General features: G+C 34.2%; 20 protein-coding genes. 2 read left to right on the top strand and 18 right to left on the bottom strand.

Annotation, left to right across the window (positions count from 1 at the left end; all coding sequences use genetic code 11):
• Positions 1–390: GDP-mannose 4,6-dehydratase (locus ACFQ3S_RS04950; RefSeq protein WP_377161832.1), on the bottom strand; the 390-nt coding region annotated here is incomplete at its 3' end.
• A gap of 154 nt (positions 391–544) precedes the next feature.
• Between ACFQ3S_RS04950 and ACFQ3S_RS04945 the strand changes: the two genes are divergently transcribed.
• The gene (locus ACFQ3S_RS04945) at positions 545–1,438 is read left to right on the top strand and encodes a beta-1,6-N-acetylglucosaminyltransferase (protein WP_377161830.1); all 894 of its coding nucleotides are present in this window, start codon (positions 545–547) and stop codon (positions 1,436–1,438) included.
• On the opposite strand, the gene ACFQ3S_RS04940 is transcribed toward ACFQ3S_RS04945, so the two are convergent.
• From ACFQ3S_RS04940 to ACFQ3S_RS04865, 16 genes are all read right to left on the bottom strand, one after another.
• The gene (locus ACFQ3S_RS04940; protein WP_377161828.1) at positions 1,435–2,700 is read right to left on the bottom strand and encodes an O-antigen polymerase; all 1,266 of its coding nucleotides are present in this window, start codon (positions 2,698–2,700) and stop codon (positions 1,435–1,437) included. The genes ACFQ3S_RS04945 and ACFQ3S_RS04940 overlap by 4 nt on opposite strands.
• On the bottom strand, positions 2,697–3,854 hold the full coding sequence (locus tag ACFQ3S_RS04935; RefSeq protein ID WP_377161826.1) for a glycosyltransferase family 4 protein: 1,158 nt from the start codon (positions 3,852–3,854) through the stop codon (positions 2,697–2,699). The genes ACFQ3S_RS04940 and ACFQ3S_RS04935 overlap by 4 nt, the downstream gene beginning before the upstream one ends.
• A gap of 42 nt (positions 3,855–3,896) precedes the next feature.
• Positions 3,897–4,760, bottom strand: a complete 864-nt coding sequence (locus ACFQ3S_RS04930) for an SDR family oxidoreductase (protein ID WP_377161824.1) — start codon at positions 4,758–4,760, stop codon at positions 3,897–3,899.
• Positions 4,757–5,296 carry a dTDP-4-dehydrorhamnose 3,5-epimerase gene (gene rfbC, locus ACFQ3S_RS04925; RefSeq protein WP_377161822.1) on the bottom strand — a complete coding sequence of 180 codons (540 nt, stop codon included), beginning with the start codon at positions 5,294–5,296 and terminating at the stop codon, positions 4,757–4,759. Before rfbC ends, ACFQ3S_RS04930 begins: the two co-directional genes overlap by 4 nt.
• A gap of 37 nt (positions 5,297–5,333) precedes the next feature.
• Positions 5,334–6,251 (bottom strand): glycosyltransferase family 2 protein, encoded by a 918-nt coding sequence (locus tag ACFQ3S_RS04920; protein WP_377161820.1) that lies wholly within the window; start codon positions 6,249–6,251, stop codon positions 5,334–5,336.
• Positions 6,252–6,258: 7 nt separating this feature from the next.
• Positions 6,259–7,389, bottom strand: coding sequence for an acyltransferase family protein (locus tag ACFQ3S_RS04915; RefSeq protein ID WP_377161818.1), 1,131 nt, complete (start codon positions 7,387–7,389; stop codon positions 6,259–6,261).
• A gap of 20 nt (positions 7,390–7,409) precedes the next feature.
• Positions 7,410–8,756, bottom strand: coding sequence for a lipopolysaccharide biosynthesis protein (locus tag ACFQ3S_RS04910; RefSeq protein ID WP_377161816.1), 1,347 nt, complete (start codon positions 8,754–8,756; stop codon positions 7,410–7,412).
• Positions 8,757–8,759: 3 nt separating this feature from the next.
• A complete protein-coding gene (gene rfbH, locus ACFQ3S_RS04905; RefSeq protein ID WP_377161814.1) occupies positions 8,760–10,061 on the bottom strand; it encodes a lipopolysaccharide biosynthesis protein RfbH in 1,302 nt (433 codons plus the stop codon).
• Between the two features lie 44 nt (positions 10,062–10,105).
• The gene (locus ACFQ3S_RS04900) at positions 10,106–11,824 is read right to left on the bottom strand and encodes a thiamine pyrophosphate-binding protein (protein WP_377161812.1); all 1,719 of its coding nucleotides are present in this window, start codon (positions 11,822–11,824) and stop codon (positions 10,106–10,108) included.
• A gap of 68 nt (positions 11,825–11,892) precedes the next feature.
• Positions 11,893–12,930, bottom strand: coding sequence for an NAD-dependent epimerase/dehydratase family protein (locus tag ACFQ3S_RS04895; protein WP_377161810.1), 1,038 nt, complete (start codon positions 12,928–12,930; stop codon positions 11,893–11,895).
• Positions 12,931–12,937: 7 nt separating this feature from the next.
• Positions 12,938–14,050 (bottom strand): CDP-glucose 4,6-dehydratase, encoded by a 1,113-nt coding sequence (gene rfbG / locus ACFQ3S_RS04890; RefSeq protein ID WP_377161809.1) that lies wholly within the window; start codon positions 14,048–14,050, stop codon positions 12,938–12,940.
• Entirely contained in the window at positions 14,035–14,808 is a 774-nt protein-coding gene (gene rfbF, locus ACFQ3S_RS04885) for a glucose-1-phosphate cytidylyltransferase (protein WP_377161807.1), read from the bottom strand. Before rfbF ends, rfbG begins: the two co-directional genes overlap by 16 nt.
• A gap of 9 nt (positions 14,809–14,817) precedes the next feature.
• Complete coding sequence (locus tag ACFQ3S_RS04880; RefSeq protein ID WP_377161805.1) at positions 14,818–15,855, bottom strand: ferredoxin--NADP reductase; 1,038 nt, start codon at positions 15,853–15,855, stop codon at positions 14,818–14,820.
• Positions 15,856–15,921: 66 nt separating this feature from the next.
• A complete protein-coding gene (locus ACFQ3S_RS04875; protein ID WP_377161803.1) occupies positions 15,922–18,294 on the bottom strand; it encodes a GumC family protein in 2,373 nt (790 codons plus the stop codon).
• Between the two features lie 14 nt (positions 18,295–18,308).
• Positions 18,309–19,115: a polysaccharide biosynthesis/export family protein gene (locus ACFQ3S_RS04870; protein ID WP_377161801.1), complete on the bottom strand. Its 807-nt coding sequence runs from the start codon at positions 19,113–19,115 to the stop codon at positions 18,309–18,311.
• 241 nt (positions 19,116–19,356) lie between these two features.
• On the bottom strand, positions 19,357–20,691 hold the full coding sequence (locus ACFQ3S_RS04865; protein ID WP_377161800.1) for a nucleotide sugar dehydrogenase: 1,335 nt from the start codon (positions 20,689–20,691) through the stop codon (positions 19,357–19,359).
• Between the two features lie 266 nt (positions 20,692–20,957).
• Here ACFQ3S_RS04865 and ACFQ3S_RS04860 point away from each other — a divergent pair, with 266 nt between their 5' ends.
• On the top strand, positions 20,958–21,818 hold the full coding sequence (locus ACFQ3S_RS04860; protein WP_377161798.1) for an N-acetylglucosamine kinase: 861 nt from the start codon (positions 20,958–20,960) through the stop codon (positions 21,816–21,818).
• Positions 21,819–22,113: 295 nt separating this feature from the next.
• Here the strand turns inward: ACFQ3S_RS04860 and ACFQ3S_RS04855 are convergent, their stop codons facing one another.
• Positions 22,114–23,205 carry an acyltransferase family protein gene (locus tag ACFQ3S_RS04855; RefSeq protein WP_377161796.1) on the bottom strand — a complete coding sequence of 364 codons (1,092 nt, stop codon included), beginning with the start codon at positions 23,203–23,205 and terminating at the stop codon, positions 22,114–22,116.
• Positions 23,206–23,519 lie beyond the last annotated feature (314 nt).

The following is a 23,519-nucleotide window of genomic DNA, read 5'->3' as shown; positions in this document are numbered from 1 at the left end:
GGCCTGGTAAATACGGGTTTTTTTCTCCATACCCAAAATACGGATAGCTTCCAGCAAACGCAGCGTACCTATACCATCGGCATTGGCCGTGTACTCCGGGGTATCAAAGCTCACTTTAACATGGCTCATGGCACCCAAGTTATAAATCTCATCGGGCTGTACTTGTTGGATAATACGGATCAGGTTAGTCGAATCGCTCAGGTCGCCGTAATGAAGCACTAATTTAGGCTGATCCTCATGCGGATCCTGGTACAGGTGGTCTATCCTGTCGGTATTGAACAAGGAGCTACGGCGTTTAATACCATGTACCTCGTAACCTTTTTCAAGTAGTAATTCGGTTAAGTAGGCCCCATCCTGACCCGTAATTCCTGTTATTAGTGCTTTCTTCATCAGTGAGTAAATATTGTCTTATATTAGATTATTAATCAGAAGCTAAATTATCTATTTTATGCTATTAATTGCATTTGGGTATAAAGAATTTTTGTTTGATGTTTGTCTCACAGAAAAGCTATTTACAAATTAAACATAAAATTGGTATTAAGATATGAAAAATGCTATCCTAATTGTTGCATTTAGAGACGTGAATCATATTATAGACATTATTAGTTGCTTTGACGAAAATGATTTTATTTTTTTTATTCATATAAATAACAAAAGTACAGTTACTAAACAAGAAGTTGATAAACTTAATAATATAACAAATGTGATTTTTGCCGGTCAATTATTCAATACCTATTGGGGAAGTGTTAATCACCTAAGGAGTATTTTATATTTATCTGAACTGGCACTAAAGCATGATGTTGATTATATACATTTAATTAGCGGACAAGATTACCCGGTAAAATCAAGCCATGACATAAAAAATTTCCTAATTGAAAATAAGGGTAAGCAATACTTAGAATATATAGATGTACCAAATGATTTATGGAAAGATGAAGATGGTGGTTTGAGCAGATTAAACTATTACCATTTAAACGATTATATAAGTGGTAATAAAAAATCGGGCAGAGGCATATTAAAAGGGCTACTTATTTTACAAAAGGCATTGGGTATAAAAAGAGGCTTTAATAAAGATTTTCCAAAAATATATGGAGGAAGCACATGGTGGTCACTAACCGCTCCCTGTTTGAAATTTGTAATTGATTACTTAAAGACTAATGACAAATTTTGGAAACGGTTTAATAATACACTGGTATCAGAAGAGTTTTTATTTCAAACAATCATATTAAATTCCCCCTTTAAAGACAGTGTAGTAAATAATAACCTTAGATATATTTCCTGGAATAAAAAGCATGGCAGCAGACCGGCTATTTTAGATGAAGAAGACATGGATGCCCTATATAAAGCCGATTACTTATTTGCACGAAAAATTGTATCACCAATTTCTAATAACCTTAAAGCCGAATTAAATAGTAAAATAGTTAGTAAAACAGTTTAATGGAGTTGAACAGGCTTACTTTTAAACCGATACATATATAACAACATTACAATAGATGGAGGAATTATGTACAGAGATAAAATGTAAAAGTAGTAAAAATTTGAAAAAACGACATTAAAAATCACTATTAACACAATTTTGGTAAGAAGGGAATTGTTGGCTAACAACTTAGTTTTAACATATTTAAGAAAATAGCCATACAAAAATCCCGAAATTAAGCTGAATATTACAACCCCTACCCAACCAAAGGATACGTAACCCCATAAAGCAACAGGTAGCCTTAATCCACCTGAAATAATTTCGTTAAGGTCCTCACCGCTTGCTAACACATTAAGTGTATAAACGCTTGGATTCCATTCGTAATGTCCGGGTATTAAGCCGCCAACCATGGTTCTGCCATATGTCCAGGTAGGCTTTTGAATAAATTTTTCAACAAATTGTAACTGATCATCAATATCTGATGAACCAGAGGCAATTATTTCCCAATAAGGGTGTTTGGTATTAAATCGCGAGTAATCTAACTCCCTCGCTCCTATTAAATAATAAAATATAGAACTAAATACATAAATGCCAACTATAGCCAATAATAATACCCTAAAATGAAACTTCCCTTTAAAAGACATTACTGTTGCAAATGCCAATACTAAACCACTAAATGCCGGACTTCGAGATAAGGATAAGGCCATTAAGAACACAGCTGTTAGTATGGCCAATAAGAAGAATTTACTTTTGGTTTGATACCATGCAATTGCAGCAATAGGAATTATGGTTGATAGTATATAAAACGATGATCTGAACAAAACTGCAACACGCATGTATGGCGCCTGATAAGGTCCTCTAAAAAATTTTGCCAATAGCGGATCGGCGGCAAATGCCGGAACAAAGCCCATACCTAAGTAGCTTAGGGAGAGTAGGATTATACTAATAATTAATAGGATTTTAGTTATTTTCAGAACATGATTTTGATATAAATTATCGGGAAAAAGATCAAATGTAAACTTAGTTTTCCATGACCTTCTGGAGAAACCTAATATTAAGCCAACCACAAATGATATTGCTCCCGTCAATAGTATATTTTTATAAAGTTCTACAGCAGGTGATGAGTACCGATCTTGCACATTTAAGATAATAGCAGGAACAAACGTTGCAATAAAATTACCACCAATGCTTAAATGTGTAATAACATTATATCTGCTGGGCCACACCACATAGCCCGCGCTCATAAAAATGGCTAACGATAAAAATATGATTAAACTGGTCATAAGCTTTTTAAAACACCATTATAATTTTCAATCATGGTGTCAACATTAAATTTCTCTATAACCTTCTTTCTTGCCTTACTTCTTAATTTATCATAAGTACCAAAATCTTTCAAAACTTTGAATAAAGCAGTTTTTAAACTTTCTGTATTGTCGGGCTTAAATAAAAACCCGTTTACATGGTCATCAATTATTTCGGGGCTTCCTCCTGTTTCTGAGGCTAAAACAATTTTTTCGCATGCCATTGCTTCATATATAGTTGTTCCAAGTGGTTCACTACCGAGCATAGTGCTATTGTTAATCACTATATCACATCCGTTATAATAAGAAAGCATATTACTCTCCTTTCCAATGTATCTGATCTGTGGTACATCCATAATTTCTTCAAAAAATTCTTTAGAATAATCCACTGAATCTTCAGCCACACCACCTGCGTACAACAATAATGCATTAGGAAGGGTTAACAATATACTCTTAAATACTTTAGCTAATTCAAGTTGACCCTTTCGTGGTGCCACTACAGCAGGCAAACCTAACACAATTATATTTTCTGGTATTTGATGATTTTCCCTAAATAATTGTCGTTCCTTAAGGTTTGGTTTAAAGTAGTTAATATCTAATCCATTATATAACACATCTACATTAGTTAAAGAGTTATATTTACTCTTAACAGCTTCAGAAACAACTAATGTTTTATTATATAATTTAACGCACCATCCAGAAAAAAGGTGGTCAATTTTTGAAAAATATTTTAAATCATGATCACTCCACACCCAATATATTTTGGTTTTAAACAACTTAGAATATATTAAGGCAGGTAATAAATAGGCAGCAGGCACAACTGTGTTTGCATGAATTGCATTTATTTGATTTGCTTTTGCATATCTTAAAACCATGTAAGAGATCACAAAATAATTAGTGAGCGCCTTAACATAAAAATTTAATGGTGAAGTACTGCTACGATTTAATTTCTTCAATCTATCTATTAAATAGAGCTTACAATTTGGATTGTTCTTTGCAAAATTTTCTGCAAACAAACAGGGGGCCATACACATATACGGAATAACATCTGTGTTACGGATTATTAAACGCTCTATAACAATTTCCGCTCCGGAGGCGCCTTCACCCCTAAAAACGTAAAGAATTCTCTTGCTCATTTGATACAGGAGCTTATAGTATATGACCAATGATTATTAACCTCATTTATTATGTTGCCTTAAATAATCGCTCACGTTTGAAAATATAAAGTCAGGATATTCGTTCATAAATTTAATAGCAAGCAACCCGCCGTTGAGTGGGCGAACCGCCGCCTGATTTAAATTAGAGGTTTCTACCGATCTTATAATAATCCTGTTGTTAAAAACCTTATTAATTTGCTGTAAAAGTTGTACCCTTGACATAAAATCGGTACTTGAAATGTGATAAGTACCAGTTTTATCATCTTTAACGAGCGCAACAATAGCTCTCGCCACATCATTGGCATTTACAGGGGTTGCAAACTGATCAATTGGGGCTTGTACTTCAATAATACCCTCTCCTTTTAATGATTCAAGTATTCGCGCTATAAAATTTTTATTCCTGATTTCTTCACCGTAAACGTTTGTTATACGTATAATAAGCGAATTGCTATAAGCGCTAACCATTTCTTCTGAAATGAGCTTGTGTTTCCCATATGTATTTAAAGGATTAGTTTCACTTGCTTCGGTGTACGGACCACTAAGCCCGTCAAAAACATAATCAGTTGATAAATAAACAAATTTGGAATTATTGTTTTTTGCAAAATCTAACAATTTCTCTGTAGAATTAACAGTTAGCTTGTAACTAAGGTCTACCTCCTCTTCGCATTTATCAACATGTGTTAATGCCCCTGTATGTACTATTACGTCCCATCTCTTATTTTCAATTTCTTGAGGAATGCCCTTAGATGGATCAAAATATATCGACCCTGAAGTTGGATAATTTAAATGTGTACCAATTACTTTATTAAATATATTAGTGTTATTACAAACATTGTACAAGTTTCCACCTACCAGGCCCGATGAGCCAATTATTAGTATGTTCATATAAAATATTTATATTGACTGTCAAATACACTCAAATTATTATCGCGTTCTGAAATAATTGGATCGGTTATTCCCCAGTCAAAACCGAAAGAATTCCATTTAATTCCATTTTCCGAATCCTTACTTTGGGCTGTGGTAGTATGATATTCTACCAAACTATCATCCGTGAGGCTTAAAAAGCCGTGCGCAAATCCTTTTCCAATATATAAGCCTTGTCGTGTATGCTCGTTTAGTTCTACTGAATAAAATTGGCCAAAGCTTGATGATCCGCTTCTAAGGTCAATTACTACATCTAAAATAGCACCCTTAACCAGGTACACTAATTTGCAATGATCATTAGGAAAACTTTGAAAGTGCATTCCCCTAATCACATTTTTATGTGATATAGAGTAAAAACTCTCGTGAAATTTAAAATCTAATTGTGATGATTCAAATGCTGCATCATGAATGGTTTTCACAAATTCGCCTCTTAAATCGGTAAAACTGTTGTAATTAATGAGATACAGATCCTCAAAATCAGTTTTTGTTATATTCATTTATTTAACAATTTAATTCAGTAAAACTTAACAGGAACTACAACAAACCCGATGTATATAAATAAAGCTTACGATAGGCTTTAAATATAAAAGGCATAAACTTTATATACGGTAATTTATCGAAGTAATTGAAATAAGAATTTATCTCTTCATTTTCAAATTCATGAGCGCTATCTGCTACATTAAACTTCCTTTTATAAAAATTATAAGTATAATAAATTTCATACATCGCTAAAAAATTCATAAACCTATTTGTTTTAAGGATATGGTTTTTTTTATAATCAAAAGACTGTTCAATAACTTTTTTATACACATTAGCCGAATCCTGAGTTGGTGACAGTCTGTAATAAGCCAACTTAGCATTAACCAATGTAATTGGTTTTTGTATAGCAATGTTGAGCCAGAGATCGTAATCAGCCACTGTATGTAATTTTTCAGTAAAGCTGTTCTTTTTTACTTTAGTTCTGTCAAATATTACTCCTGGAAAAGCTGTTACATTTCCAAATGTGAAAAACGATGGCTTAATTTTCAGGGTTTTAATAACTGCAAAACAAGGTGTTTTTAAAATATCAATCGGAGCTTCTCCAGATTCATATTTACACATAAAAGCTATCTGATCTGGATTATCTGTTATGTAATTGCTCATTATACTTACATACGACGTTGATAGCATATCATCAGAATGTAGTATGGAAGCCCATTTGGTTTGTACATGAAAAAGGCATTGATTCCAATTACCAATCGGCCCTAAATTAGTGTCATTTTTATAATATTTAACATGTTCTGAGTTTAAGTTTTCAACAAACTCTTTAAATAAACTATGCGATGAACAATTATCAACCACTATAATGTGACATTTAGTGGTTTGTTTTAAAGCGCTGTATATAGCCTCTTCAAAGTATTCATAACGCTCATAAACAGGTATAGCTATAGTTATGTCCGGGTTAAATTCCATCAGTCTCTTAACTTAAAACATTTATCGAATTACTTTTATCAGTCAACCTATCCCTGATTTTTGTAATCCTGCTTTCGAATAAACTATATTGAAAATAAGATATGATTATTGTTATAACCCATAGCAAAATTACGCCTAAAGCATTTTTTAATCCGAGCTTTGATAATATACCAATTACTAATGGATGAACAAGGTATATAGAATATGATATTAAACTAATAATAGTAACTAAGTATGTAAGGTATCTCGAATTGGTTTTTATATCATAAACAAATGGTAGTAATAATGCCACTGCTAAACTATTTATCGTAAACAAAAACGTTTTTGAAAAGAAGCTTATATTTAACGAGTTAGTATTAAGTACAACGTCATTATAAACAACTACAAAAACAATACTTAACAACAATATTCCGATGCATGCAAACAAGCTTTTATATTTCACCCATATGCTTTGATAATAAAATTTCAGATATGCGGCTAAAACACCAAAAGCAATTCCGTCTAATCGTAAGGGCATAAGTTTTCTGAACCAACCATCCCAATCTAATTCTTTTTGGTTTAAGGCAATTATTATTCGTCCAACTAAGCAAAACAATATAATAGTGGCTACAGTATAAACCACAGATTTCCTCTTGTTTTTTTGAAAGCCTTGATAGGAAAATAATAGTATAGGAAATATCAGGTAAAACCACTCTTCGATACTTAAACTCCAGGAGATATTATAAAAATCGGGTTGTGGGGAAAATGTATTTTGTAAAAACACGAAGTAAGCAAGGTAATTGATATCCAAAACTAACAGAACATGTTTAGTGACAAAATATAAGGCCATGTATATAAATAACATCAAATAATAGTTTGGCAGAGTTCTAAACCATCTCCGTATCCAAAATGCTTTGATACTTTTTATTGATGTATTAGGTTCTTTATGATGTATTTTAATAAGTATTGTTCCAATTAAAAAGCCACTTAAAACAAAGAAAAATTCAACGCCATAAAACCCGGTAATAGTTAGTGGATGACTAACCTTACCAGTTACAAATGTGGTTGTATGTGCTATTAATACAAATAAAATGGCTATGCTTCTTAACATATCCAAGCCATAAATACGGTTATTAAATTCTTTTTTATTGATAAACATTTTAATATTCTATTACTATACTAAGTATGAAGTATATTTTTTTGCTTAATAAATATGTAATATGAAATTATAAAACTAATAACCGTTAAACCTCCATAGCCGCCTATTATGCCATTTAACCCATAATTGTTTCCAAGTAAAAAAGTAGACAAAGATGTTAACACAGCAAATACTATAGAAAATAACAAGTATGGCTCAATTTTATGGCAACGTATATAAGTAGCCCAAGAAAATATTATTTGATTAAATAAAAATATGAATGACAGTACAATTGTTGGTATAAGTGGTAAAAATCGGTTACTGTATGGTAAGTTTGCGTAGTTCATTATCCATATACTTAAATCGAACATTACCAAAAAAAACAAATATACTCCTGAAACCCTAAGTAAGGTTGAGTTAAATAATATATCAAGTTCGTTATATTTTTTAGTTGCTATTAAATTAGAAAATACTGGAATTTTTGTAGTAATCCAACTCATTACAACTGCAGTTATGCCATTAAGTACCTGTATGGTGATACCCATTTGCCCGGCCACAACAGGTCCTTCGGTTGCAAAAAGCACCGGGTTAAATAATTGATAAATAAAATAACCACTTATCCAGCTCACTGCAATGCGCCACTGGTATGGAAATATTTCCTTAAAATAATCTATTACCCATTCACTTTTTGATCGCCATATGCTAAGTAATACATGCTTCCTATTAGAAAGCAATATTTGAACATAATTTATACCTATTGATATAACTGAAGCTAAAGCGCTTGAATACAATTTTAACCCCAAAGAAAAGAAGCAAACCAACAGCACTAAGTTTACCAGTCTTTGAACCAGCCTAACTTTTGCCATATCTTTTACCTCTCCTAAACCATCGTAAAAAGCAAGTATCGGATCTATGAATAAATTAAGTGCTGTTGATAAACATAAAATTATCCAAGGTTTTTGCCATTCAACTTCAACATTTTTATTAAAGTTCAAGAAAAAATAAAAACCAACAAGAATTAATATTACAAATAATGCAACACTAATTATACCAAACCATTTAACACAAAATTGTAGCAAAGATGAAAGGCGTGATTTATAATAATCATCGCCAATCAATCTTTTATCTTCTGAGAATTTCAGATGCGCAAATTCATGAGCAGTATATTGTGTAATAATACTACTTAGCCCTAATTCAAAAAAGACTTGAATTGCTATTATACTTGCAAAAGTAAAGTAATAGCCTTGCTCGTATTTTGTTAAATTTTTAGCTATAAATATTATTGCTATTAACCCTCCTCCCGCTTGCACAAGCCGGCTAAGAACTGTATAAATTATAGCACCATCAACACCAAATTTTGTAGAATACTTTCTTAATAAATTAATCACAGGCTATTGCAAGTATTTCTTTATTACATCAAGCATATAATCATAATGGCTTTCGTTTAGTCCTGGCCAAACACCCAACCAAAACGACTGGTTCATTATAATATCTGTATTGGGAAGGTCCCCAATGCTTCTGTGTGGTACGTTTGCATAAGCAGGCTGACGCAACAGGTTACCGGCAAATAGTAGTCTCGTTCCAATTTTATTTTCTTCAAGATGCTGTACAAGCATTTGCCTATCGGTTGAATCTCCTTCGCGTAAGGTTAATAAAAAACCAAACCAAGAAGGATCACTATTTTCAGTAGCTTTAGGTAATATAAAAATATCTTCCAGTTCTTTCATTCTTTCATACAAGGCCGCATAATTTTCACGACGCCTTTGAACAAAATGATCTAACTTTTTAAGTTGAGATACACCAAAAGCAGCTTGCATATCGGTTACTTTTAAGTTAAAGCCCACATGCGAGTAAGTATACTTATGATCATATCCATATGGTAATGATCCTAATTGTTGCGAAAAGCGACAGCCACATGTGTTGTCTTTACCTGGTTCACAGTAACAATCACGTCCCCAATCGCGAAAGCTTTCGGCCAATTTTGCTAATTCGGGGTTATTAATTAATACAGCACCGCCTTCGCCCATTGTAATGTGGTGTGCAGGATAAAACGAAAATGTAGATATATCACCAAATGTACCTGTCTTTTTACCTTTATAAGTAGCCCCTAAAGAATCGCAATCATCTTCAATAACCCATAAGTTATACTTTTTGGCTACACGCATCACTTCGTCCAAATCAAAAGGGTTACCTAATGAATGCGCTATCATAATAGCCTTTGTTTTTGGTGATACTGCTGCCTCTATATCTTCTGCTTTAACGTTATGAGTTGCAATGTCAACATCCACAAAAACTGGTATTGCACCAAATTGCACTATAGGGTTTACTGTTGTTGGAAAACCGGCGGCAACTGTAATAACTTCGTCTCCTTTTTTTACAGCACGATCACCAAGTTTAGGTGATGTTAGCGCATAAAAGGCAACTAAGTTTGCAGAAGATCCTGAATTAACCAGCAATGCTTTGTGTGCATTAAAATATGATGCAAATTCTGCTTCAAATTTATTTGCAAATCTTCCGGTTGTAAGCCATCCGTCTAAAGCTGCGTCAACACCATATAAAATATCTTCTTCATCAAGCACCTTACCAGTAACCGGGATATAATTTTGGCCAGGAATAATGGTTTGAGTTGTTTTTCTCTTAGCTATTTCGCGAAGAAGCGTTTCAAGTTCTGAATTATTAATGTTATTCAACATATTATAAAATGTATATTATTTAATTATTTAATTATTTTAATTATTTAAGTACCTTCCATTTCAATAGGCTGTGCAAAGGGTTCCATTTCAGTAATGGGCTTACCAAAAGCAATTTTAGGATAGGTATTAGTATGTGGGTTTATCATAACCTGGAGTAGTACAGGCATATTTTCGTTTTCATGATTCCATAACCAATTCACTGCATCATTAACTTGCGCTTCGACCGATATAGTTAAGCTATTAATACCATACGCATTAGCAACTTTTTCAAAATCAGGCGCACTATATCCCCAATAAGTTGATTGATATCTTGATTCAAAGTAGCTATCCTGAAACTGCCTGATCATACCCAAATTTTGGTTGTTCATGACTATAATTTTTATAGGTAACTTATTACGTACAATTGTTTGCAGTTCCTGGATATTCAACTGCATACAACCATCGCCAATGATAACAACATAAGGCTGTAAGTTATCAGCACATGATGCACCTATACTCGCCGGTAAAGCATATCCCATTGCTCCCATGCCCGCCGAGGTTAAAAATACCTGATCTTTATATATTTCTATTGACTGAGCTGCCCACATTTGGTGACTGCCTACATCAGCTATATATCCTTTTGACAGCTTAGATACCTGTGATAACGAATGAATAAAGCTGTTAGGATTTATGCCTTCAACCGAAAGCTCCTTTGTATCGGGCCACTTAGTTTTTAAACTATCTATATAAGAATTCCATTCTGCTGGTTCTGTAAATGTAATTTCTTTTGTAGATGCGTTAAAATTTTCAAAAAATATTTTGGTGTCTGCAATTATTGGAATACATCCCTTAATACGGTTGTTAATTTCTTCGGCATCACAATCTATATGATAAATTGTTCTGTTTTCGAAAAATTTAGTGTCAGCTCCGGTTTGGCGGATATCTAATCTGCTACCAACTACTATTAATAGATCACACTCCCCGAAAGCTATATTAGCCCACCTATTTCCATAGCTACCAATAAAACCAACCCTATAAGGATAATCATACTCTACGGCATCAATGGCCAACAATGTAGTAATTACCGGAAGATAGGTATGTTCAATAAAAGCTTTCATTGCTTCGATTGCAAATCCAGATCTAACACCTCTTCCAACTAATAACATTGGTTTAGATGCTTGTTTAATACTGGAAACAATAGCATCTATTTCGTTCTGGTTAGGAGACGGTAGTTCATGCTCAATTTTCGCAGCTTCGGGAACTGTAATTATCGATCTTTGAACATCCATCGGAATATCAATTAAAACAGGACCGGGCCTGCCCTCTGTAGCAATAAAGAATGCCTTCTCCAAAGTTTCGGGTAAATCATTTACATCTTGTACCTGAAAACATGCCTTAGTTATAGGCTTAACCATCGAAATTATATCAGTTTCCTGAAACCCAAGCTGCCTTATCTTCCTATCACCCTTTTGTTCGTGACGATTAACCTGCCCTGTAATAAAAACAGCTGGAGTAGAGTCAAAATAACAACTACCAATGCCTGTAATAAGGTTGGTTGCACCAGGCCCACTGGTTGCTAAAGCAACACCAGGTATCCCGGTAACCCGGCCATAAGCATCAGCAGCAAAAGCAGCTGATTGTTCATGGTGCATTGTTATTATATTGATCTTGGTTTTTTGACTTATAGAATCTAACAAGTGGGTTATCATCCCACCTGAAAGTTCAAATATATATTTTACCCCTTTTTTATCTAAAAAATTGGCCACATAGTCGGATGCTTTCATTAACAGATTTATCTTAAATTGTATTTATAATTGTTTATCAAATACAAAGATTTTAAACATTTAGTACCCTACACACCAGTATTATAAAATTCAAATGTTTTCTTAATTGCCTTTTCTAAAGGTACATTTATTTTTAGTTCTAATTCATTTTTAGCCTTATCAATTGAAGGAACATATCTCGATACTTTGTTATTAATGGGGTGAAGAGTTGCTATGCGTACAACAGAGCTTTGATTATATCCAGCTATCAATTTTGCTAATTCTTTAATGGTCAAATCTTTATCCGAGCCAACGTTATAAGGCTCACATGGTAACCCTTTAAATAATATAGTCCATAACCAAGTAGTTAAATCTGATGCATATAAATAGGAACGATATGGTGTTCCATCGCCTTGTACATTTATATCCCTTTCATTTAAACCATCTCTTATAAAATTTCCTATAGCGTAGGTGCCATCCAAAGGTAGATATGGCCCTACGAACGCAAAACACCTGGCTATTTTCGAGTTTATCTGATAATGACTATAATAAAAATTAGCCAACATTTCTGCAACCCGTTTGCCTTCACCGTATGCCGCATTTAAGTTAGATATATCAGGGCAACCTTTGTAGGTTTCTGTAATGTGTGTTACATGAGATGGTTGGCTACCATATACAGCCCCTGAGCTGGTATGTAATACAGCTTTAACTTTTTTTTTGCGCGCTATTTCTAAAATATTCCTTGTACCATTAACTATAGTGTCATACATTAAGAGTGGACTACTCTTATTCATTTCCATGTTGGCATCAGTTGCCGCATGAATTATATAATTAATAGTTATTTCTGTTTCAACTTCAAATGTTGTAACATCACCTTCAATAAATATAATATCATTTAGGTCAGAAAACTCAGGATGTTGTTTTAAAAATGACGAAGGATTTCTTGATAAAACATAAAGCTTATTGTTTAAAGATCTTTTAGTATTAATGTAACTAAAACTACTCAGCAACCATTTTCCGAAAAACCCGGTTCCTCCTGTAATTAAAAAATTTTCACCGTTAATACCCTCCCACAGATGTGATGTATCTTTTAATATAAGCTCTAAGTCCTCGTTAAGTTTGATCATCGATAAATTAAATTTGACCTTCGCCTAACTTTAAGAAAAACTTTATCTGGTCTTCAGTAAATGTATCTATGTTATCTCTATTTTCAGCAAATTGCTTATACCATTCAATTGTGTAGTCAACAGCTTTTTGTGCGTTAAAACGCGGTTTCCATCCAAGCTGCGCTACAGCTTTACTAATATCTAATTTGAGCAAGCCAGCTTCATGAGGTTGATTTAAGAGCTCGGGCAAATAGTAACTACCGGAGCCCCAACATTTTATTGCCAAATTAACCATACTTAAAACAGGCAAAGCATCTTCGGCATAAGGTCCGAAGTTATAGGGTTGCGCATATTTATTAGGATCCTGCTGCAATTTAGCTCCTAAAAGTAAGTATCCGGTAAGGGGCTCGAGTACATGCTGCCATGGGCGTACCGATGAGGGGTTCCTTATCACAACTTCGTTTTGTTGAATAAGCGCTCTTGCAATATCGGGTATTAACCTATCCAATGACCAATCCCCTCCACCTATAACATTACCTGCCCGACCAACCGCTACTGCTTTTTGATGTGTTTGGTAATTAATGGGGTTAAAAAAAGAGTTAACGTAAGAACTTATAACCAATTCAGCACATGCCTTACTTGCACTATACGGATCGTAACCACCTAAACGGTCGCTCTCCCTGTAGGGGTATTCCCATTCGTTATTATAATAAACCTTATCTGTAGTTATTAATACCACATTGCATCGCTTTTTTAGCGCCCTTACACCATCCAGTAAGTTTGCGGTTCCAATAGCATTAACTTCAAACGTTTCGGAAGGAATTTCATAAGACAACCGGACCAATGGCTGTGCAGCCAAATGAAAAACGAAGTCAGGGTCTGAGTCAATTATCGCTTGTTTTAAAGTTTGAGCATGTCTTATATCACCAATAATTGATTGGCAAATTTCTCCACCAGAAATCAAATAATACAAATCATCTTTTGTAAGAGGAGCCAATGAAAATCCGGTTACATCAGCACCTAATAATTTTAACATTTTAAGCATCCAAGACCCTTTAAAGCCTGTATGCCCTGTTAAAAACACTTTTTTTCCTTTGTAAGTATTAAATAAGGTGTCCAACATTGTTACCATGTTTTCCATTGCGCTTTATTCTTATCCCACATTTCATTTAAATCATGTTTATCTTTCAATGTATCCATTGGACGCCAAAATCCGTCATGTTTGTATGCGTTCATTTGTCCGTCATTAGCAATTTGTTCCATTGGCTTTTGCTCCCATATAGTGCTATCACCATCTTTAATATAGTCAAATACATTGGGTTCGCAAACAAAAAAGCCTCCGTTTATCCATGCCCCATCACCTTTTGGTTTTTCCATAAATGAATGCACACTCGAATCTTCTAATATATTTAAAGCCCCAAATCTGCCAGATGGTTGAACTGAAGTTACCGTACAAAGTTTGCCATGTTCTTTATGATATTGTACAAGTTCGGCAATGTTTATGTCACCCACACCATCACCATAAGTAAGCATAAATGGTTTATTATTGGTATAAGGTTGAACACGTTTAATACGACCACCAGTCATTGATTCATTTCCTGTATCTACTAAAGTAATAGTCCAGGGTTCTGCTTGCGAATCATGTACTTTTATTGAGTTATCTTTAAGATCAATTGTAACATCAGATTTATGCATGAAGTAGTTTGCAAAATATTCTTTAATTACATACCCTTTATAACCTAAGCAAACAACAAAGTCATTAAAACCATAAGACGAATATATCTTCATTATGTGCCATAAGATGGGCATACCGCCTATTTCAACCATTGGCTTTGGCTTTAAAACGGTTTCTTCAGACAGGCGCGTACCTAATCCTCCAGCAAGTAATACTACTTTCATATATAATTTTTAATTTATTAAAACTTCAACATCATTGGTTAATGGAAAGCTGCAACACAAAAGCTTTTCGTTGGCATTTAATAGTATATCATTACTTTTTACACCAAGTACTTTTACATCGCCCTTAACAATAATTCCTTTGCACATTGAGCAATTACCTGTTTGGCAAGAGTACGGAATCTCAATTAGAGAGTCTAACCCTGCTTCTAATATGCTTTTACCTTTTGCTACTTCAACCTGATATACAACATTATTAAAATTTATTTGTACAGTTCTGGTAATTATATCCTCAAAGCTTTTAGGATCTCTTACAACTTCAAAATCTTCAGAAAAAATACGATTACTAAGCACACCCTGTTTTAATAATTCTTGCTTTACTGATTCTTTTAAGCCTGTTGGACCACATATAAAGTGTGAGGTATGTTTTAAATCTGTTTCTTTAGACAGTACAGATAAAACTTTTTCGGGGTTAATACGACCTTGAATGATATTAGGTTTTGACGGATCAACTACTAATTTTGTATGAAAATGCCAAACTGCAAATGTTTCTGGATAAAGTTTTTGCAGGTCTGCAATATTGTCCTTCATAATCACCGATTCATGATTCCGATTACCATAAATCATAGTTACATGACTACATAATTTATTGTGTAATGCATATTTAGCAATTGACATTAATGGGGTTATACCACTTCCAACGCCCCAAAGCATTATTCTACTTTCTGCAGATATTTCAGCATTTTCTATGGTGAAATCTCCCATAGGTGCCATTACTTCTACAATATCTCCAACAGATAATTTATCAACAATATGATTAGAAACTATTCCGCCGGGTACCCTTTTAATAGTTATATTGAGTGTTGCATCTACTCCGGGTGCTGAAGATAGAGAATATGGTCTAACATATCTACGTCCATTTATCCGAAAAATAACACTTAGATATTGACCTGGTAGGTATTTAACTTTTTTTAACCCTGGTTGCTTAAAAGATAGCGTAACAGCGTCTTCTGTCTCTTGAAATATTTTATCAATTTTAAGCGTGTACATATTAGTGATAAACAGATTGTAAGTATATTACATTATTAACAAATAAGGTTTTCGGAAAAACTGGAATTATTTCCAAAATTTAAACTTAGATAACCAAGACACATTCTCTTCTATTCCGTAACCATAAGCTTGTTGGTATGATGAATATCCTAATTTTTGACTTTTTATATCATTAACAATGAGGTATATATTTTTAACCTTGTTAGAGTTTAATAATTGATTAACAATATTCAATTGAGATTTATAAGTGAAGCCCTCCCTTGTTACATAAAAGACTATATCAGCATACTTTTCAAGCATTAATGCATCTGTAACCAAACCTACCGGAGGACAATCAAAAATTATGTAGTCAAATTCTCCTTTTAAGTAGCTAATTAATTTTTCCATTTTACCATTAATTAGTAGTTCGGCAGGATTTGGAGGTATTGGGCCTGATGATATTAAATAGCAGTTTTTGTTAAAACTAAGTGGCTTAAGTAATTTACTATAATCATAATCATCATTGTCTGATATAGCGTAGTTTGTATAACCATTATTGATATCTAAACCAACACTTTCAGATAATTTTGGTTTTCTTAAGTCCATCTCCATAAAAACAACCTTTTTATTTGTCAACGCTAAAGCACTTCCAATATTTAATGATAGAAATGATTTCCCCTCACCGCTCATACTTGATGTAAATAGTAACACATTGGATTTGGATGGATCTAAAACAAACTGCAAATTGGTTCGTAAACTTCTAAATTGTTCAGAAATTACTGATCTTGAATTTGTGCCGGTAACCAAACTTTGCTTATCACTGTTATGTCCAATTTCTCCAAGTATTGGTGCAGTTGTAGCTTTTTCGATATCGCTCTTGCCATCAATTCTTACATTTAAAAATGCCGAGATCATTAAATAAATTGAAGGAAGCATTATTCCTATTATAAATCCTATCAAATACATAGTAGATCTTTTAGGTTTATATGGAAAAAAATCGCTTTTTGCAGTATCTATGATCCTTGAATTTGATATAGTAGAGTTTCTAAAAATTGCAGTTTCTTCACGTTTCTGAAGCAGAAAAAGATATAATTGTTGCTTTAAATTTTGCTGGCGCGAAAAGTCGAGATAAATACGTTCTTTTCCAGGTAATTGGCTAAGCTGACCTGTAAAACCAGAATTTTGCTTTTGTATTTGCTTTTTACCGACCTGCAACCCATTTCGGTATATATTAATATTTTGAAGTATATTTAATCGTAAATTATCAATTTGCTTATTAATATTTTGAATAACCGGATTTTCGTCTGTATATGATAAACTCGCCTTATCCCTGGCCACTAACAAATCGTTATAATCTTTAATTGACTGTCCAAAAGCCAAATCAGCAGTGTTAATTAAAGAACTTGGAATAATATTTCTGTTTAAGGGATTTTTCAAGTACTGTTCAATGTCTTTAACAATTGAAATCTGTACATCTTGTTGCGCTATTTTATCATAGTAATCGCTTGCACTTGAAACCAATGCTTTAGACTGCTCGCTGATATTTGCTATATTATTTTCAGTTTTATAATTTTCAAACTTTTTCTCAATATTATTTAATTCTTTTGATACCAAACCTATTCGGGTATCAATAAATGCCATTGTACTGTCAGCTATTTGTTTCTCATTTTGCAAATTAGAAGATAGATATAATTGCATTATCTTATTTAATATGGCCTCACCTTTAGCAGGATGAGAATAATTTAAAGAAAGATCTATAGTAGAGGCCTGCTTATCTGATAAACCGACTAAAAAGTCTTGCGTAAAATTGCTAATTGCAGCATCTGTTGATTGAATGCTGATTTTATATTTCTTGGCCCACTTTACATTAGGCTTTAAATGAAATATTAAATCATATTGATTAAACTTTATTATTTTGCCAAACTGCGTTGTTTCTTTAAAATCCTCGTTATCTGTTATTGTAAAACTATTGTTTCCGGTAATTTCTATATTGTATCCAGTTGTTACTATAGAATCTGTTTTAGCAACCAAAACTAATGTGAATGGCGCCTCGTTATAAATTTCTATACTTTTAAAACCATTAACAGAAAAAACTTTAACATTGAGTTGCATTGCCTCAACTGTATTTTTCATCAATGTTCTAGATCTTAAAACTTGAATTTCGTTATCCGCGCTGCTTTTAGCACTAAAAAGTGATCCTACGTCACTACTTATGCTACCACCCAATGCACTTTTGGCGTCATTGTTATCGTTTTTAACAAGTATTTTACTATTTACCTGCCAGCTTTTAGGTGTATAATAAGCATACAGTACAGCTAAAAATACACATAATATGATACTTAATAAGTAGAGTGGCCAGTTGTGTGTAATTTTTAAAACAATTTGTTTTAAATCTATAACATCTTCGTCAATTTGTTGATTATCTTTTAAGTTATTATTATAATTATGATTTGTAGACATTTGAAATTTATATCTTATCTGGTACTTAGCAAAATAGCTATTACAGAAATTAAGGAAGCACCTACAGCGGTTATAATTGAAATATTTCGGTTTTGAATTGCATCAGAAGAAGCTATTTTGGAGTTACTAGGCTCAACATATATATAGTCGTTTTGGCGTAAATAATAATATGGTGAATTTAAAACTGCACTATTGGTAAGGTCAAGCTTAACTACCTTACGCTCGCCACTTTCGTCTTGTCGTATTAAAGTTATGTTGTCACGTTTACCGTAAATGGTCAAATCTCCTGCTAACGCTAAAGCATCTAATATAGTAACCTTTTCGTTAGATATAACATAGGTTGCAGGCTTGGCAACCTCGCCAACAATACTTACTCTAAAATTCGCAAAACGTAAATTAACAGTTGCATTTTTAAAAAATTCTGCTGTTTTAATCCTTATAATCTCACGAGCCTCCTCTGTGGTTGAACCGCTTACCTTTATTTTACCCATTACTGGTAGCTCAATATTACCACTATTATCAACTAAATAACCAGAAACACTTTGACTACCGGTACTACCGGCAGATGTAGCTCCAATGGCTGCGTTTTGCAAATTGCCTGCGTTCAAAATCTGAGTGGCATTAGGGTCAACCGTTTGAATACTTACAGATAAAATATCATCGGGTTGAATTTTAGGTTCTATGTACGGCACTTTAGCCAAAACAGTTTCTAATTTGTCATCAGGTATGTCCTTAAAATATTTTATGTTTTTTATTGACGAGCAGGATGAAAATATTATATTTAAAATTATAACAAAACACCACATTAAATTAAATTTCATTTTTTTCAAGGGCACGGTAACTGTTTTATTTTAATTACAAAATCTGTCAAAAGTAATATGTTTTTTTAAATAGAAGGTAACAAATAACCGGGTATTTACACCCATTAACTTACAAAACTCACTTTTGAACCAGATACTGGTTAATATCGTAATTCATCAAATAAATACTATCAAAATTTGAACCATTATTAATTTATACAATAAATTGTAAGCCAAAGTTATTCTAACTTATAATAATCCCTTACAATCGACCATTTACTAAACTTTTATTAAGTATGCTTTTTATATCGTAAATAACACTTTGAGGTTTACTTTTAAGCAAATTTAAATCAAACGTCAAAAATTCGTGATGGGCAACCGCCAAAATTATAGCATCATAACTACCTTTTAATTCAACATACTGGTTACATATACTTAAACCATATTCGTGCTTTACCTCTTTCTTATCGGCCCAGGGGTCGTAAACTTCGCAATTAGTATCGTACTCTTGCAGGGTTAGTATAATATCAATCACCCTGGTGTTTCGTACATCGGGGCAGTTTTCTTTAAATGTAAATCCTAAAATAAGTATATTAGCTTGCTTAACGCTTATATCATTTTTAATCATCAGCTTAACTACTTCCTGGGCTACATAAGTACCCATGCCATCATTAATGCGGCGCCCAGCTAAAATAATCTCGGGGTGATAACCCACCTCCTGCGCCTTTTGAGCCAGGTAATAGGGGTCTACACCGGTGCAGTGCCCCCCTACTAAACCCGGTTTAAATTTCAAAAAGTTCCATTTGGTACCTGCCGCTTCCAACACAGCTTGTGTGTCAATGTCGAGCAAGCAAAATATTTTAGCAATCTCATTAACAAAAGCAATGTTAATATCGCGTTGCGAATTTTCGATTACCTTACACGCTTCGGCTATTTTAATACTGGGTGCTTTATGTGTGCCGGCAATTATAATTGATTTGTAGAGGCTGTCCACCAAGTCCGCTACCTCGGGCGTAGACCCTGATGTTACCTTGATAATATTAGTTAGGGTATGCACTTTATCGCCCGGATTAATGCGTTCTGGTGAATAACCGGCATAGAAATGATGGTTAAATTTCAAGCCCGATATCTTTTCGAGCACTGGCACACAAATTTCTTCGGTTACACCCGGGTAAACGGTCGATTCGTAAATTACCACATCGCCCGGTTTTAAAACCGCGCCAATGGTTTCACTGGCTTTAATAAGCAGGCTCAAATCGGGCCTGTTGTGTTTATCGGTTGGTGTTGGTACTGAAACTATATAAATAGTACATATTTTAAGATGACCGGTATCATTAGTAAACAATAATCCTTTTTCTTCTGGCAAATGGGTGGTTATAGCTTGCAGTCTTTCCGATGATGTTTCCTGCGTTTTATCAAACCCGCTTTTCAGTTCTTCTATACGGTTAAACGAGTGATCATAACCTACAACCGGATACTTAGTTGAAAGTTCTACTGCCAATGGAAGACCAACATAGCCCAATCCAATTACTGCAATAGTGGTATGATGAAGTTGCGGTAAACGTGCTGCAGATGGACTAATGAAAGGATCAAACATTTTAAAAATTCACAATAAATACAAAGATAGGATGCAAATATAAATTAAATTTTAACACAAGGATTATACCGTTTACCACAACTATGCTCATGGTTATAAACATTATACCGTTAATTTAGTTTATGTTTAATGTTAAGTAAATAATTACACATTACAATCGATTGCTTAATGTGTATTGATGGTTAGTGTATTTTTTACATGATTTTATTTTTTTGTAAACTAAGTAAATCCTACTTTTAGCCCAACTAATTTTTACAATAAAGCCTATGAAACTAATTGCCGACGGCGGCTCTACCAAAACCAACTGGTGTTTAGTTAACGATGAAGGTAAAAAAGTGTACTTTAATACCGAAGGTTATAATCCTTATTTTGTAAGTACCGAGTACATTATTAAATCGTTACAAAACAACCTGCCGTCCGACTTAAACAAAGAGCAGCTCAGCGAAGTAAACTATTACGGAGCAGGATGCTCAACTGCCGAAAAACGCAAGCTGGTAGAAGATGCCATGAGCCAGGTTTTTGTGAATGCTAAAGTAAACATTGGGCATGATTTAATGGCTGCTGCCCGTGCATTATTGGGCCATACGGAAGGCTTTGCAGCCATATTAGGTACGGGTACCAATACTTGTATTTATGATGGTAAAGATGTGGTTAACAACATTGATTCAGGCGCATACATATTAGGCGATGAAGGCAGCGGCTGCTATATAGGCAAAAAGCTATTGGTTGATTACCTGCGTGGCTACATGCCCGAAGCCGTAAGGAAAAATTTTTGGGACACTTATCACCTTACTCCCGATGATGTGAACGACCGTGTTTACTCACAACCCCTGGCCAACCGCTTTTGCGCTGGATTTAGCAAATTTGTGTACGATAATAACGTACACCTCGAATATACCCGTAACCTGGTAAAAACATCGTTCGACGATTTTTTCCGCAACCTGGTAACCCACTACCCCAGTTACCAGAACTACAGTTTTAACTGTATTGGTTCGGTAGGTTATAATTTCCGTAACGTGCTCGAAGAAGTGGTTACCGAAAACGGCATGAAAATGGGTAACATTATCCGCTCACCCATAGATAACCTGGTGAAGTTTCACTTAGAGCAGGCTCCAAGTAAATTGTAATTTAAATTCTATTAACAATAAAAGCATCCTGAAAGATGCTTTTATTGTTAATAGAATGATGGTTTTTAGGGCTATCAAAAATTTAAACTACCTCAAACAGCACGTTGGTATGCTCTTTTATTATCTATTTATAGGCTGAGTTTAAACAACGATCAATGGCTTTTGGCCGCGTTTATACATATTTAAAGTTCGAACGTTACTGGTGTAATATGAGGTTACCATTAGCTGCCGACATTTACCATCAGTTGAACACTATTCATAAAACCCAGCTTTTAAACATCATAGGCTTTTTTCTTCAGCAAGTTTTTTTATACCATTTTTCGCTTAATTGTTTCCTTACAGGTATATCGTATATTAACATCATCAAATACGCTGCCCCAACCAACAGACTAACTCCGGCTATAATGATAAGGGTAAGCTGAATGTTGCCCGGTTTATGGCTAATATAATAATTACCAAACATCCATAGCCCGGCATAATGTGTCATGTATAATGGGTAAGAGATCTTTCCTGAAAATATGCAGAAATTTTTTATGCGCGGTGCAATAGTAGCCCCTGCACCCAAAGCAATGAGCAAAGGAAAGTAAAACAGCACTACTAAAGGTTCGGTTAACCAGTTACATAACGACGACGGCATGATGAAGGCCAGGCATAATAACAGGGTTAAGGCAATAAATCCAAGTTTATTTTTGATGATCCAGTTGGAACGGTAAATAAGCAGTCCTGCTAAAAAGGAATACGAGATCCGGGCGCTCCCGTCCCAAAACGTGGATCCGCTCCAACCGCCCAATAAATTACCCGACTGGTAACTTACCCAGCAAATAGCCACTGCCGAGAGCAGGGTTAACAGCAGCAGGTAGCCGCGGCTAATTCGATAGAGCACAAAAGCGTAAACCATATTGGCTACATATTCCCAAAACAACGACCATGACGGGGCATTGAAGCTGAACAGGTTAAAACCACGGTCGGCTATTACGGGCAAAGGGATAAGGAATATGGAGCAAACAAATGCCAGGATGATCTTGCCGGTGCTATATAATTGAGGATGACCACCAAACGGGTCGAACAAAAATGCCAGCAGGCCTAATACCGATCCTGCTACAACCAAAGGATGCAGCCGGATGATCCTCGACTTAAAAAACTCCCAAATACCCATTTCCCCTATCCGCTCGTTGTAGGCATACCCAGTCACAAAACCAGAGAGGCAGAAGAAGAAATCGACAGCTAAAAAACCATGCCCGATAAAGTTTTTACTGGCATCAGCATAAACCCATTCCATAAAATGAAATATAACAACGGCCAAAGCAGCAATCCCCCTTAATCCATCAAGAATATGGAAATGCTGTTTTGTTTGCAGACCTGTTGTGGCAGCTTTGTTTGTATCCATTTAATGTGTATGCAATTCAGATTAATATTTAATGATTATGCCGTGTGATTGTTGGGCAAATTATTCAAAATTAACAGTTCAGCCAAATTGGTAAATGAGCATTGCCCTAAAATTAACATGTGCTCAAACAAACTAAATTTGGTTTAAACACTTTTTTTGAAATTTTCTCTTGACAAATTAATTTTTACTTGTAGATTTACGCCAGCAAAAAAACAATGATTAATAACAGCGCATTCGGTTTTGGTTTCTATTACTTTTACTTTAGCAGTAAGAGCCGGGCCTGATATGCACTAACAAAACATAGAAAAATCAGA

It is taken from the genome of Mucilaginibacter terrae (genome assembly GCF_042679325.1).
GTDB classification, from domain to species: Bacteria; Bacteroidota; Bacteroidia; order Sphingobacteriales; family Sphingobacteriaceae; genus Mucilaginibacter; species Mucilaginibacter terrae.
The sequence above is the reverse complement of the archived record's forward strand: the minus strand, read 5'-3'. Positions and strand labels throughout refer to the sequence as shown.

Excerpts from the sequence above, each read along its gene's own strand:
- ACFQ3S_RS04855 (WP_377161796.1), bottom strand. The coding sequence starts at position 23,205 with ATGGATACAAACAAAGCTGCCACAACAGGTCTGCAAACAAAACAGCAT.
- ACFQ3S_RS04940 (WP_377161828.1), bottom strand. The coding sequence starts at position 2,700 with ATGACCAGTTTAATCATATTTTTATCGTTAGCCATTTTTATGAGCGCG.
- ACFQ3S_RS04870 (WP_377161801.1), bottom strand. The coding sequence starts at position 19,115 with ATGAAATTTAATTTAATGTGGTGTTTTGTTATAATTTTAAATATAATA.
- rfbC (WP_377161822.1), bottom strand. The coding sequence starts at position 5,296 with ATGAATATAACAAAAACTGATTTTGAGGATCTGTATCTCATTAATTAC.
- ACFQ3S_RS04945 (WP_377161830.1), top strand. The coding sequence starts at position 545 with ATGAAAAATGCTATCCTAATTGTTGCATTTAGAGACGTGAATCATATT.
- ACFQ3S_RS04880 (WP_377161805.1), bottom strand. The coding sequence starts at position 15,855 with ATGTACACGCTTAAAATTGATAAAATATTTCAAGAGACAGAAGACGCT.
- ACFQ3S_RS04860 (WP_377161798.1), top strand. The coding sequence starts at position 20,958 with ATGAAACTAATTGCCGACGGCGGCTCTACCAAAACCAACTGGTGTTTA.
- ACFQ3S_RS04930 (WP_377161824.1), bottom strand. The coding sequence starts at position 4,760 with ATGAACATACTAATAATTGGCTCATCGGGCCTGGTAGGTGGAAACTTG.
- rfbG (WP_377161809.1), bottom strand. The coding sequence starts at position 14,050 with ATGGAAAACATGGTAACAATGTTGGACACCTTATTTAATACTTACAAA.
- ACFQ3S_RS04865 (WP_377161800.1), bottom strand. The coding sequence starts at position 20,691 with ATGTTTGATCCTTTCATTAGTCCATCTGCAGCACGTTTACCGCAACTT.
- rfbH (WP_377161814.1), bottom strand. The coding sequence starts at position 10,061 with ATGTTGAATAACATTAATAATTCAGAACTTGAAACGCTTCTTCGCGAA.
- ACFQ3S_RS04900 (WP_377161812.1), bottom strand. The coding sequence starts at position 11,824 with ATGAAAGCATCCGACTATGTGGCCAATTTTTTAGATAAAAAAGGGGTA.
- ACFQ3S_RS04875 (WP_377161803.1), bottom strand. The coding sequence starts at position 18,294 with ATGTCTACAAATCATAATTATAATAATAACTTAAAAGATAATCAACAA.
- ACFQ3S_RS04935 (WP_377161826.1), bottom strand. The coding sequence starts at position 3,854 with ATGAGCAAGAGAATTCTTTACGTTTTTAGGGGTGAAGGCGCCTCCGGA.
- rfbF (WP_377161807.1), bottom strand. The coding sequence starts at position 14,808 with ATGAAAGTAGTATTACTTGCTGGAGGATTAGGTACGCGCCTGTCTGAA.
- ACFQ3S_RS04920 (WP_377161820.1), bottom strand. The coding sequence starts at position 6,251 with ATGGAATTTAACCCGGACATAACTATAGCTATACCTGTTTATGAGCGT.
- ACFQ3S_RS04915 (WP_377161818.1), bottom strand. The coding sequence starts at position 7,389 with ATGTTTATCAATAAAAAAGAATTTAATAACCGTATTTATGGCTTGGAT.
- ACFQ3S_RS04895 (WP_377161810.1), bottom strand. The coding sequence starts at position 12,930 with ATGATCAAACTTAACGAGGACTTAGAGCTTATATTAAAAGATACATCA.